Raw genomic sequence first — 13,872 nt, 5'->3', positions numbered from 1 at the left:
AATGAGTCGGAAATTTGTGAATATTGGATACATTACCAAGGTTAACATAGACAACCTAAACAGCAGTGAAAACCCAGGTAACATGGTAGTTTTGAAGAAAGTTCAGGATAGCAGAGGAAATTATTTCCCATATGTCTCAGGACAGGCAATGAGGTACTACCTGAAGGAAACAATGAATCAGCTGGGAATGAAGATTACAAAGTTAGATAAGAATGGTGAATATATAATTGAGGCCAAAAGTGAGGGAGATGAGAGATATACAGAGATACTGAACAACCATCCCGATCTTGATCTATTTGGATTTATGGAAGCAGCTAAGGGCTCAAAAAAAATGGCCCTAAGGCGCTGGTCTCCTGTAAAGGTATCGCCCCTCATAAGTATATTTCCTTGGAAGGGGGAGACAGATTTTCTTACAAGAAAGAAAGAGGGGCAAGAAGGTGGAGATCTAGTTAAAGTTGAGATAAACACCTTTAATTTCATGAGAGGAAATATTGTAATGGACTTTGACGCTATAGGGGCCAGTGTTGATGAAATGAGCTATGAGATTAAGGATGTCATAGATTCTGAAGAAAAGAGATCACGGATAGGCTACCTTGTTGACGCAATAAAAAACATCGATGGGGGAGCAAAAAAGGCGAGGCTTCTTGATGATTTAACTCCCAAACTAGTGGTCGTAACCCTACAGAAAGCAGGAACCCCAATTTTCCTCAACTCACTTGACGTTGATGAAAATGGAAATGTTAAAATAGAGTACATAAGGGAAGCAATAGACGAGTTCAGCGAAATAATCGAGGATTACTGCATAGGTATACGTTCAGGAATATTTTCCAATGAGGAAGAGATAAAATCATCATTTGATGATGTAACCTCGGTTAACAGAGCTCTTGACCGTGTGAAGGAATGGGCTTAACGGTGTTAAAATGGAAGCAGTGAGGTTCATTGCAGAGGGACTCATAAATTCCTTTAGAATGCCCCAGACATCAGTTTTTCAGTTGACATACCTTGCACCGACTAAAACACAGATAGTGGGGCTCCTGGCAAATATTATGGGCAAAAACGAGGAAGGATACTACAAGCTTCTTAATGATATCAAGGTCGGTATAGTACCCTTGTACATAGAATCAATTTTCAATGATGCATGGACCTTCAAAAAATGGAAATCCGCTGGAGCTGGTAGGGACATATTACAACGTGAAAAGATTTACAAAGGCAAATTCTTGATATACCTATCTGCCGAGGAGCATGTTCTTGAGGATATCTTTAAATTTTTGAGGTATCCCTCAAGGATACCTTCTCTTGGCATGGACGATGAAATGGTTCTCATAAGAGATATAAAAAAGATTGAAATGGACTACAAAAATGATTCGGTTGTACATAGCATCTTTAGTTACAATGAGGGAATGAAATACACTTATCACCCTAGAGATAATGGTCTTCCAGTATTATTTCCACCAAGGATAATTACCACTAATCTTAACTTCAACAGAGAAGTAACCCCCCGAAAACCAGCAGACCTTGTTCAGATCGTGGAGTTCCTCGGGTTCGAATTTATGCTCAATGAAACCAAGAAAGTTTATTTTGACAGAGAATATTCATATAATATAGAAATGATCTGAGCCACGACTAAAATCATGAGTGCATGCCATGATCGGACTAAGGGATTTTGTGGTTAAACATAAGGATGAATTTGTTAAAATTTACGGTATAGACCCATCCTTTTTTGAAAGGAATATCATAGCAAAGACTGCTACGGACGGCCCCTTTACTCTGAAAGAACACACTGAAAGCGCTTTGAATTCTCTCAAGGATTTTTTAGATGAAAACAGTGAATCTATTGATTCATTTGCAAAGAGAAATGATATTGACAAACAACCTCTTCTGGATTCGCTCTTTTTTTCGGTTTTTTTCCATGATCTGGGAAAGGGGACCATGGAATTTTATAATGATAAGATTTTAAACAAGGGGAAATCATACCATCCTCTTTACTCAATCTATTTTACACACGACCTGGGTCTGACCATAAATGGCATTGATTATGTTACACTGGCAGTCCTAACACATCACACGGTTTTACATGAGGATATTTACTCTGATGAAAAATTTAAGGACATGGAACCCCCCATTTACTTCAAAGAAACAATTGAATTCGCTTTTAGGTATCCTGAGTATTATAAAAAATTTTTTAAGAAGGAATGTCCTTACAAATTTAAGTTTAAAATACCCTCTAAAAATCCTCATGACCTATTAAGGGCTAAATTTTCTTGGAATTTCGATGAAAAGGGGATTTTGGATATTCTGAATAATTTTCTCAGCGAAGCCAGTATTCTGGAGAAGAAAAAGGTAAAAGAGATCTATGGATTTATAACAGGTAATTTAATAAGAGCAGACTGGTCTGCAAGTGGTTCATACAACATAAGTCAGGAATTTATTTCAAAGGATGAATTCTTGGAAAAAATTAAACTTAGAGCCTCTAAGAAGGGAAGAAACTTTGTTAAAAAAGCGTTCCAGGAAAAAGCTTCTCAGAGCCATGAAAACCTTGTCATAAAAATACCTACGGGGGAAGGGAAAACAGAGGCGGCACTTCTATGGGCCCTAAACAATGTGAGAAATAAACATACCAAAATAATATACACAATGCCGACCCAGGTCACGAGTAATTCAATGTACAAACGCCTGAAAGATTACTTCGGGAACGAAAACGTAGGCATACTGCATGGATCCTCATCGATTATACTTAGAGATGAATATAATGATAATGAAACGATATGGAGGGAAAGTATACTTAATAAGACATTTTCAAAACCTGTAACTGTATCAACATTGGATTCATTCATTCTTAGTTTTTTTAACGTGAAAAAATGGCCCCTTTCACAATTGAATATTGAAAACTCACTTCTAATAATTGACGAAATACACTCCTATGATTGGCAGATGCTGGGGGCCCTTAAAAGGATATTGCATGAACTTAAAGGCAGAGGGTGTAAATTTACAATAATGAGCGCTACCTTTCCCAAAAACATTGAAAAAACTCTTTTAAAAGGCTTAGAATACAGAATAATAACTGAAAAGGAGCTTTTTGATTACAGGCCATTCATTTTAAAAACAGAGAACTCTCAGATAACAGATGTAATAGATCATATAATCCATGCGTTCAATGAAAAAAAGAAGGTCTTAGTAGTTACTAATACTGTAAACAGATCTAAAGAACTTTATAAATACCTAAAGAACTCAGGATTTTTTAATACAAGAAAATCACCTAATGAAGCTACAGATCTTATACTTTACAATTCACAATTCACCAAAAAGGATAGGAAGGATAAAGAGAATGAAATTGAACTTAAAGAGAAATGGAAAGATAGAGGTCTAGTCTTGGTTGCGACTCAGGTAGTTGAAATTTCCTTAGATATAGATTTCGATATATTGTTTACTGAAATAGCGCCACTGGACTCTATAACACAGAGGGCTGGAAGAATAAACAGAAATAAAGATCCTGGAAAAATTGGGAAAATTTACATATCAATGGACATTGAGGCTGAAAATGAGAGAGGGCAGTGGATTTATCCTTATGGAAGAAACGTGATAGAATGCTCAAAAACTATAGTTAAAGAAGGAACCCCTTCCCTTGGTGAAATGGCTGAAATGGTATCAAATCTTTATGACTCCCTCTTTGAACTTGAAGATATCTACTTTGAATTTAAAAATAAGTTTAAAAGGGGTTATGATAAATACGACGTTGTTATAGGAAAAAAAGGTCCCTACACTATCAGGTTTAGAACGGAGGATTTAGAGGAGATTTCTGGATTACTGGCTCTTAGGGACATTGATGAGCGCTTTGCAAAAATTGATGTTGTTCCAGCGGTTCTTTTTGATGGAGAGGATATTGACCGATTTGAAAATACGGTTGGCATACCAAAGTGGCTTTTTATTAAAATGTTAAAGGAGGGTAAAATAGACGAAATGGAGAGATTTTATCTTGCCCATGGATTCAATTACGATTATGAAATTGGAGTTGATTTGCAAGAAGAGGATGATTGGAACTTTATTTGAATGTGATTTCCATGAGAGTAACGGGTGTGATGATACAGTACTATATAGCTTGTAAAAGAGAGCTATGGTTATTCTCAAAGCAGATAAACATGAACTACGATAATGAGGATATTCTTATTGGAAGACTAATCCATGAGAAGAGCTATTCTCGGAAGAATAAGAGTATAAATTTTGGGGAGATTGCTATAGATTTTATAAATAACAAAAACTTGACTGTTTTTGAGATAAAAAAATCAAGCAAACTTGAAGAACCCGTCAGATATCAGCTTTATTATTACTTATGGTATATCAAGAAATTTACAGGACGGGATGTTAAGGGAGTAATCCTTTACCCCACAGAGAAAAAACGGGAAGAAGTTAAATTGACAAGAAAAATTGAAGAGGAGATAGAGGAAATAGTGGAGAACATAAAGAAAATCCTAAAAAAAGAAAACCCACCACCTGTTATTTTTAGGCCCTACTGTCGTAGATGCAGTTATTATGAGTTTTGCATGGCATAAAGGAGAGATTATATGAAGGATCCTTTGTATATAACTTCCCATGGTACATTGTCTCGTCGAGGAAACACTTTATATTTTATTAATAAAGATACTAAAAAACCATTACCAGTTAACCGTATAAATGAAATAAATTGCTATGGGAAGGTTACCCTGAAATCAGGAGCATCATCTATGCTAATGAAAATGGGCATACCTGTTAATTTTTTTAATAAATATGGTTATTATGAAGGATCTTTATATCCTAGATTGCAGCTCAATTCTGGACTGGTGGTGGTGAAACAATCTGAACATTACATAGATCCTGATAAAAGATCTCAGATTGCTAAAGAGATGGTTTTAGGTATCAGACACAACTTACTTAAGTCTTTGAAATACTATAGAAAGAAAGGTAAAGATGTTGATTCATACATAGATACCATAAAAAAGGAGAAGGTGGAAGGAGATATCCCACAACTGATGAGTAGTGAGGGACGCATGTGGAATGCGTATTATCAGAGCTTCAATTGTATTCTAAAAAAATTTAAAATGGTAAAGAGGGAGATAAGACCCCCAACGACTGAACTCAATGCCTTGATCTCATTTGGTAATTCTCTGCTTTACGTGAGTGCATTATCAGAGATTTATCATACGTACCTTCATCCTTCTATCAGTTTTCTACATGAACCTGCTGAAAGGAGGTTTTCACTTTCTCTTGATATTGCGGATATCTTTAAGCCATTGATAGTCGGTAGAGTCATATTCAAGTTAGTGAATAATAATATGATTTCTGAAAAGGATTTTGAGAGAGATGTTGGGGTTATGCTTAATGATAGAGGAAAGCAACTTTTTTTGAAGGAATATCAAAATAAGCTTGATACAACCATAAAACATCCGAAAATCAAAAGAAAAGTTTCATATAAATATTTGATGCGATTAGAGGCGTATAAGCTAATCAAACATGTTCTAGGCGATCAGGAGTATGAAAGTTTTAAAGCATGGTGGTAATGGGTTAGTTGCTTGTATCTTACTTGTAGTTTATTATGGGATCTCGCGGTGTAGTTGAGTATCTGGTTGTGTGGTCGCATGTATTTACTTGTAGTTTATGATGTAGATGTTAACAGAGTTAATAAAGTGCACAAGTTTTTGAAAACATATCTCCACTGGAGACAGAATTCTGTATTTGAAGGTGAGATCAGCAGAGCACAATTTAATGAAATAAAAAGAGGTCTTAAAGAGTTGATTGATGAAACTTCTGATTCTGTCCTGATCTATAGGTTGCCTAATAAGAATTATTTATACATAGATGTTATAGGAATTGAGAAAAACCCCATTGAATTTATTATCTAGGTCTACCTTTATAAGTAAATTGCATTATTGCAGGTAGACTTATATGTATATTGAAACAAAGGATTCTCAGTAAGTATTTCATTAAAATATCAAAATATCGGCTCGGCTTTAAACTAGACGAAATCGTATGGAAATAATTTTATAAAGATTGGGATGAATTCCTTAACTTTTATGCTTTAAACTAGACGAAATCGTATGGAAATTAAAATTTATCTCCAGGAATTGATCAGCGATATAATTGCTTTAAACTAGACGAAATCGTATGGAAATATAATACAACAATAACCAACTACATAAATACAGTATACGCTTTAAACTAGACGAAATCGTATGGAAATGATGTCGGCATAATAACTAAGGAAGAATACGATAAGGGCTTTAAACTAGACGAAATCGTATGGAAATATAATTATATTGAGGGATATGGAGGGGTGAGTAATGGCTTTAAACTAGACGAAATCGTATGGAAATACTCCTTCTCATACTCCATATGACCAAACTGGAGGATAGGCTTTAAACTAGACGAAATCGTATGGAAATACCCTCACCATCTCAATCACCTCTTTGTTTTGTAGTAGCTTTAAACTAGACGAAATCGTATGGAAATTCGATCCAATCCACGAGCCGGAGGGTGGCCCATAACTGCTTTAAACTAGACGAAATCGTATGGAAATCTATAAAATATTGGAGGATTGATATGGTATGGCTGAGCTTTAAACTAGACGAAATCGTATGGAAATATATAGTGTTTTTATTTGGGTGTTCATGGGGGAGGGTGCTTTAAACTAGACGAAATCGTATGGAAATTCACCTCTTTTTTTTGTTCTGCAACCCTTTCCGGCTGGCTTTAAACTAGACGAAATCGTATGGAAATTCAGGGTGAGGATCTCGCGTGGATCACCACCCCCCTCGCTTTAAACTAGACGAAATCGTATGGAAATCATATGCAAACACATCCTCGCAGCCATCAAAAAAATGCTTTAAACTAGACGAAATCGTATGGAAATTCTGAGGAATCTGAGGAAATATTTGATTATCAGGAATTGCTTTAAACTAGACGAAATCGTATGGAAATCTATATTGCCCAGTATCATTTTTATTACGTAATCTAAGTGCTTTAAACTAGACGAAATCGTATGGAAATACCACCCCACAAATACCGACTCAACCTCCGTGAGGATAGCTTTAAACTAGACGAAATCGTATGGAAATTTCTGATAATCGCCTGAGAATATCCTTATTCTCATCTAGCTTTAAACTAGACGAAATCGTATGGAAATATTGACAGGGAATATTATATGAGGGCTGGCGAGACCCGCTTTAAACTAGACGAAATCGTATGGAAATTTGCTCGCATATGAAAGGGGGGTTGTGTTTGATGAGAGCTTTAAACTAGACGAAATCGTATGGAAATACCTGCCAGTGTATATGAGTGCGGGGGCAGTGTATGGGCTTTAAACTAGACGAAATCGTATGGAAATTGCATTTCTTGGGGAGTATCATCCTGCGAGGCCATATGCTTTAAACTAGACGAAATCGTATGGAAATGGTTTAGTATTGCGAGGGCTGGGTTGCTTGAAGCCCGCTTTAAACTAGACGAAATCGTATGGAAATCCACATATACCTACCGACCCGACCCGGGCACCGACCGCTTTAAACTAGACGAAATCGTATGGAAATGAGGTTAACTATGATGTGACCGGTGAGGCGGCCCTCTAGCTTTAAACTAGACGAAATCGTATGGAAATTAACTTATCATTTTTTAGAGTAGGATTGCGATGATGAGGCTTTAAACTAGACGAAATCGTATGGAAATAAAAATACGGGTTATATGGGCTTAAAAAAATAAGCGAGCTTTAAACTAGACGAAATCGTATGGAAATACGGGATATTCCACCCTGAAATGAGGAATGAAACACCAGCTTTAAACTAGACGAAATCGTATGGAAATAAGAATACGATATATTTGTAGATAACTGTAGCATAAGCTTTAAACTAGACGAAATCGTATGGAAATTTGAATCAGATAACCTTCACCGCTGAGGATGTTAGCGCTTTAAACTAGACGAAATCGTATGGAAATAAGCTCCTCGAAGACTCACCCCCTCCTCCCTTGAAAGCTTTAAACTAGACGAAATCGTATGGAAATTGGGTTAAACGACTGGCAAGTTCTTGCTTGCTTATTAAGCTTTAAACTAGACGAAATCGTATGGAAATCCGCATATCCTGCATGCTTTAACCCACACTATTCCTGCTTTAAACTAGACGAAATCGTATGGAAATCTATTCAAAATTCCATGAATACTACATTAAAACACAGCTTTAAACTAGACGAAATCGTATGGAAATTGACATTGAGAGGTTCTTCCTACTCTCCGATACATCATACACTGGCTTTAAACTAGACGAAATCGTATGGAAATAATTCACTAACGACCACTACGATACGTTCTATTTTCAGCTTTAAACTAGACGAAATCGTATGGAAATTCTCCTTCACCTGCCGATCCGACCCCATAATGAAGGCTTTAAACTAGACGAAATCGTATGGAAATATTTTGGCGTTTTTTGGTACTAAATCACCCACTACATATAGCTTTAAACTAGACGAAATCGTATGGAAATCTCGTATAGAACCCAATATTCAGTTTCTTTAGATCGCTTTAAACTAGACGAAATCGTATGGAAATCATTGAAATTGCGGAAAGTGTTCATGAGGCCGAGGGTGGCTTTAAACTAGACGAAATCGTATGGAAATAAGATGACCGGATCCACCACCTATGGATACCTGTTCAGGCTTTAAACTAGACGAAATCGTATGGAAATCATTGTGACATTATCGTATCTTTTTTTATCTTCAGTGCTTTAAACTAGACGAAATCGTATGGAAATTATCACCCTTCTGTTGCTACAGTATTTGCTGTAGCATAGCTTTAAACTAGACGAAATCGTATGGAAATCTTCATATTCACCGTTGTAGCCAACTTCATTTATATAGCTTTAAACTAGACGAAATCGTATGGAAATCATGGTACGGTTTGAGCAGGAGGGCGGGGCCTCCTCTAAGTATGGCTTTAAACTAGACGAAATCGTATGGAAATATCGTGATTTCAACCTCCCCTGGGAGTTCCTCCACCATCGCTTTAAACTAGACGAAATCGTATGGAAATTATGAACAAAAAAGGAGGTGATTGATGTATGGATAAGTTCAGGGCTTTAAACTAGACGAAATCGTATGGAAATACGCGATTAGCACGATGAAAAGGGCTGCTGAGGATTGGCTTTAAACTAGACGAAATCGTATGGAAATAGTAAACAATTGGTTGAAGTTGGGATAATAACACAAGCTTTAAACTAGACGAAATCGTATGGAAATAAGGGTTTGCAGGCGCGAGACAATAACCTCATGTGCTTTAAACTAGACGAAATCGTATGGAAATTGATGGACAGTAATGAATATCTCAAGAAGTTCAGTAAGCTTTAAACTAGACGAAATCGTATGGAAATCAGATGAAACTGTAATCCGCATTCACCGAACGGTACTGGGCTTTAAACTAGACGAAATCGTATGGAAATGATTAAAAAAAGAGATAGAGGGTGATATAGATGGATAGCTTTAAACTAGACGAAATCGTATGGAAATAAGGGTTTGCAGGCGCGAGACAATAACCTCATGTGCTTTAAACTAGACGAAATCGTATGGAAATTGATGGACAGTAATGAATATCTCAAGAAGTTCAGTAAGCTTTAAACTAGACGAAATCGTATGGAAATCAGATGAAACTGTAATCCGCATTCACCGAACGGTACTGGGCTTTAAACTAGACGAAATCGTATGGAAATGATTAAAAAAAGAGATAGAGGGTGATATAGATGGATAGCTTTAAACTAGACGAAATCGTATGGAAATGACACATGCAACCAGTTAACCTGAAGAGTGCCAAGGGCTTTAAACTAGACGAAATCGTATGGAAATTAAGTAATCTTCAAGTTTAATTAGTGTGTATTTTATTGCTTTAAACTAGACGAAATCGTATGGAAATTTTTTTATTTTGACTTCAGGATATGGACTTCAGGATAGCTTTAAACTAGACGAAATCGTATGGAAATTTTCGATTAATCTCTCATCTGTGTTGATGAGAGATTTCAGGCTTTAAACTAGACGAAATCGTATGGAAATTGGAATACGGCTATGGAATACAGGTTATGGAATACAGCTTTAAACTAGACGAAATCGTATGGAAATACGCTACAGGCGCCGATGAAGATGGGAGGCGTGCAAGGCTTTAAACTAGACGAAATCGTATGGAAATAAAAAAAGAATTTATATTTTATGTAAAAAGTTTATTTTGCTTTAAACTAGACGAAATCGTATGGAAATTCATCAACCCCGACTCTTGATTGTGGGGGATCCATCGCTTTAAACTAGACGAAATCGTATGGAAATTTTTTTGTTTATTATTTGTTTAGCATAATATATGTTGGCTTTAAACTAGACGAAATCGTATGGAAATTAATGTGTAAATATTGCATATTTGTTGTGTTCATATGCTTTAAACTAGACGAAATCGTATGGAAATTTTGAAGTATTGTATGAAGACTGTTGAGGAGGATTCGCTTTAAACTAGACGAAATCGTATGGAAATTAAGGTTCTACTTTAATCCTAAAACAGAAAGTGAGCGCTTTAAACTAGACGAAATCGTATGGAAATAGCGACAATACTTGGTACTTTTAACTATAGGATTGGTGGCTTTAAACTAGACGAAATCGTATGGAAATTAGATGAATTAATCGATAATATATTGGTATTGTTCGCTTTAAACTAGACGAAATCGTATGGAAATTCTTTTTTAGTCTTCCTCTTAGTTGTTCTCTTGACAGGCTTTAAACTAGACGAAATCGTATGGAAATGCGTTGAATATAATATGTTTACTGATTTTAAAAATTTATGCTTTAAACTAGACGAAATCGTATGGAAATTTTTTCTCCTATCTTCATCTGGAATATCAGATGAGCTTTAAACTAGACGAAATCGTATGGAAATATCGGCGTAGGAGGTCGCTGTTTTCGATGAGTGCTTTGGCTTTAAACTAGACGAAATCGTATGGAAATTGAGGAGGAACATGTTTTCGTTGAGATACCACTTGCTTGCTTTAAACTAGACGAAATCGTATGGAAATGCATCTAAACGACTGGCAAGTTCTTGCTTGGTTATCAGCTTTAAACTAGACGAAATCGTATGGAAATCAGTACGACTATTCGCCCCTGCAGTGAGGATGATCAGGCTTTAAACTAGACGAAATCGTATGGAAATTTCCCCTTGTATTTCTTTATGGGCGCGGTGTCGACGGCTTTAAACTAGACGAAATCGTATGGAAATTAGACGACCTGATGGGTCCTCAGAGTCTTTTGTTGTGCTTTAAACTAGACGAAATCGTATGGAAATGGTGAAATGTTCTGCAAGGCCACAGGCACCCAACCAATGCTTTAAACTAGACGAAATCGTATGGAAATGTGTTGATAGAGGGCACAGAAAGATAGAAATACATTCTGGCTTTAAACTAGACGAAATCGTATGGAAATTATCATTCTTTTTATTCTTATCAATCTCTCATTATTGGCTTTAAACTAGACGAAATCGTATGGAAATGTATGAATGTGGGTCTGGCTTTCCTCTGCTCGAAGAGCTTTAAACTAGACGAAATCGTATGGAAATAGAAAATTCAATATTTAGATAATATTGAAGAAGAAAGCTTTAAACTAGACGAAATCGTATGGAAATGCCGAGGCCGCGGCTTCATCCTGCCTATCCTTAAATTGCTTTAAACTAGACGAAATCGTATGGAAATACAGTGGAACACCACATGAGGGGATGCTGAAAGCAGTGCTTTAAACTAGACGAAATCGTATGGAAATCACGCGAATGCAACATATGAGCAGATACTCCTCTGCGCTTTAAACTAGACGAAATCGTATGGAAATACAGTGGAACACCACATGAGGGGATGCTGAAAGCAGTGCTTTAAACTAGACGAAATCGTATGGAAATTGGAGTCTTTTATCTCAATGAGGGCATCACTAGCGTGCTTTAAACTAGACGAAATCGTATGGAAATATGGGCCACACACCATTGGTGAGCATGAGAGGACATGCTTTAAACTAGACGAAATCGTATGGAAATAAATAAGTAATCTTCAAGTTTAATTAATGCGTATTGTGCTTTAAACTAGACGAAATCGTATGGAAATCTCAACTATCAATTATCGATTAAATCATTAAAAAAATGCTTTAAACTAGACGAAATCGTATGGAAATTCAGGGCAAGCCGAGAAAGTGGAGGATGACGGGGAAGCTTTAAACTAGACGAAATCGTATGGAAATTCACCGCCGTGAACAAGTGGCTCCGCAGATTCAAACAGCTTTAAACTAGACGAAATCGTATGGAAATAGTAATGCCCCTGGTTGATGACTGGTGTGTCAAAGTTAAAGAGCTTTAAACTAGACGAAATCGTATGGAAATATATTGGGTATACAGTTATATGTTCATTATTTTCATTAGCTTTAAACTAGACGAAATCGTATGGAAATCCCGGATTTCATCTATATGTGACGGGTGATTTAGTGCCAAGCTTTAAACTAGACGAAATCGTATGGAAATATATTGGGTATACAGTTATATGTTCATTATTTTCATTAGCTTTAAACTAGACGAAATCGTATGGAAATCCCGGATTTCATCTATATGTGACGGGTGATTTAGTGCCAAGCTTTAAACTAGACGAAATCGTATGGAAATATGTTAGGGTGGCCTGGTATGTCTTTTTGGCCCATGTGCTTTAAACTAGACGAAATCGTATGGAAATCGTGTCACCGTGGAGTCCGTCTCTGGGACTATGCAGGGCTTTAAACTAGACGAAATCGTATGGAAATGGGTCTACGGTATGGCCTCCTACTCGGATTGGGACCGGGCTTTAAACTAGACGAAATCGTATGGAAATCCATCAGGGCTAATCAGATTCTATGATTACCCTGACATGCTTTAAACTAGACGAAATCGTATGGAAATTTCCCTTATCTCTATAGGTTTCCTACCTAATTCTTCGCTTTAAACTAGACGAAATCGTATGGAAATCTTCCAGATTGTAGGTTTCTCCATCCAGTTCATCCAGCTTTAAACTAGACGAAATCGTATGGAAATCCCTGCAACATCTGATTCCCCAACGCCGAGCCTAATAGCTTTAAACTAGACGAAATCGTATGGAAATTTATGCTCCTGAAATCGGAGCGTATCCCCTTCCACGGGCTTTAAACTAGACGAAATCGTATGGAAATCAGACGGGGGTGGGTGTTGATGATGCGACGACATTCCGCTTTAAACTAGACGAAATCGTATGGAAATCCCTGCAACATCTGATTCCCCAACGCCGAGCCTAATAGCTTTAAACTAGACGAAATCGTATGGAAATTCACCTCAATCATCTATTTCATGTACTGGATGAACAGCTTTAAACTAGACGAAATCGTATGGAAATGTGACAAAATAAGGAAAAGGGTGGAAAAAATCCTTCCTGCTTTAAACTAGACGAAATCGTATGGAAATATGTATCTTATTAGGTCATTAAACACCGGTGATAATGGCTTTAAACTAGACGAAATCGTATGGAAATGAAACTAGTCTATCCAGGAATGTGGATGGTAGGCTCGCTTTAAACTAGACGAAATCGTATGGAAATTCCACATAGGCGTTAATATAGGTAATATTCTTTAATGCTTTAAACTAGACGAAATCGTATGGAAATTTCTCATCGACGTACTTCTGGAGGGCCTCGCAGAGGGGCTTTAAACTAGACGAAATCGTATGGAAATAGTTCAACCATCTACCCACATCATGTACGATGTGGTGGCTTTAAACTAGACGAAATCGTATGGAAATAGGATATGGACTTTAGGATATGGACTTGAGGATATGGAGCTTTAAACTAGACGAAATCGTATGGA

General features: G+C 36.7%; 6 protein-coding genes and 1 CRISPR repeat array (1 of these 7 only partly in view). All 6 genes read left to right on the top strand.

The genetic code is table 11. The features are described from left to right. The first annotated feature begins 1 nt into the window (after nucleotide 1). The 6 genes from cas7i (at nucleotide 2) to cas2 (ending at nucleotide 5,873) form a co-directional block, all read left to right on the top strand. On the top strand, nucleotides 2–910 hold the full coding sequence (gene cas7i, locus AB9H23_RS05920) for a type I-B CRISPR-associated protein Cas7/Cst2/DevR (RefSeq protein WP_160323505.1): 909 nt from the start codon (nucleotides 2–4) through the stop codon (nucleotides 908–910). A gap of 10 nt (nucleotides 911–920) precedes the next feature. Then, nucleotides 921–1,616, top strand: a complete 696-nt coding sequence (gene cas5, locus AB9H23_RS05915; RefSeq protein WP_160323004.1) for a CRISPR-associated protein Cas5 — start codon at nucleotides 921–923, stop codon at nucleotides 1,614–1,616. A 28-nt stretch (nucleotides 1,617–1,644) separates the two neighbouring features. Further along, the gene (gene cas3, locus AB9H23_RS05910; RefSeq protein ID WP_160323005.1) at nucleotides 1,645–4,047 is read left to right on the top strand and encodes a CRISPR-associated helicase Cas3'; all 2,403 of its coding nucleotides are present in this window, start codon (nucleotides 1,645–1,647) and stop codon (nucleotides 4,045–4,047) included. A gap of 11 nt (nucleotides 4,048–4,058) precedes the next feature. Next, complete coding sequence (gene cas4 / locus AB9H23_RS05905; RefSeq protein ID WP_160323006.1) at nucleotides 4,059–4,547, top strand: CRISPR-associated protein Cas4; 489 nt, start codon at nucleotides 4,059–4,061, stop codon at nucleotides 4,545–4,547. A 12-nt stretch (nucleotides 4,548–4,559) separates the two neighbouring features. Beyond that, the gene (gene cas1b, locus AB9H23_RS05900) at nucleotides 4,560–5,531 is read left to right on the top strand and encodes a type I-B CRISPR-associated endonuclease Cas1b (protein ID WP_160323007.1); all 972 of its coding nucleotides are present in this window, start codon (nucleotides 4,560–4,562) and stop codon (nucleotides 5,529–5,531) included. A 78-nt stretch (nucleotides 5,532–5,609) separates the two neighbouring features. Then, a complete protein-coding gene (gene cas2 / locus AB9H23_RS05895) occupies nucleotides 5,610–5,873 on the top strand; it encodes a CRISPR-associated endonuclease Cas2 (protein WP_160323008.1) in 264 nt (87 codons plus the stop codon). 105 nt (nucleotides 5,874–5,978) lie between these two features. Then, nucleotides 5,979–13,872: direct repeats of the CRISPR family, unit length 30 nt; unit sequence GCTTTAAACTAGACGAAATCGTATGGAAAT; it runs 1,884 nt beyond the window's last position.

The sequence above is a fragment of the Methanothermobacter sp. KEPCO 2 genome (genome assembly GCF_041228365.1).
Lineage (GTDB): Archaea > Methanobacteriota > Methanobacteria > Methanobacteriales > Methanothermobacteraceae > Methanothermobacter > Methanothermobacter marburgensis.
The sequence above is the reverse complement of the archived record's forward strand: the minus strand, read 5'-3'. Positions and strand labels throughout refer to the sequence as shown.

Bases quoted from the DNA above. Each gene is read 5' to 3' on its own strand.
- cas7i (WP_160323505.1), top strand. From the start codon at position 2: ATGAGTCGGAAATTTGTGAATATTGGATACATTACCAAGGTTAACATA.
- cas5 (WP_160323004.1), top strand. From the start codon at position 921: ATGGAAGCAGTGAGGTTCATTGCAGAGGGACTCATAAATTCCTTTAGA.
- cas3 (WP_160323005.1), top strand. From the start codon at position 1,645: ATGATCGGACTAAGGGATTTTGTGGTTAAACATAAGGATGAATTTGTT.
- cas4 (WP_160323006.1), top strand. From the start codon at position 4,059: ATGAGAGTAACGGGTGTGATGATACAGTACTATATAGCTTGTAAAAGA.
- cas1b (WP_160323007.1), top strand. From the start codon at position 4,560: ATGAAGGATCCTTTGTATATAACTTCCCATGGTACATTGTCTCGTCGA.
- cas2 (WP_160323008.1), top strand. From the start codon at position 5,610: ATGTATTTACTTGTAGTTTATGATGTAGATGTTAACAGAGTTAATAAA.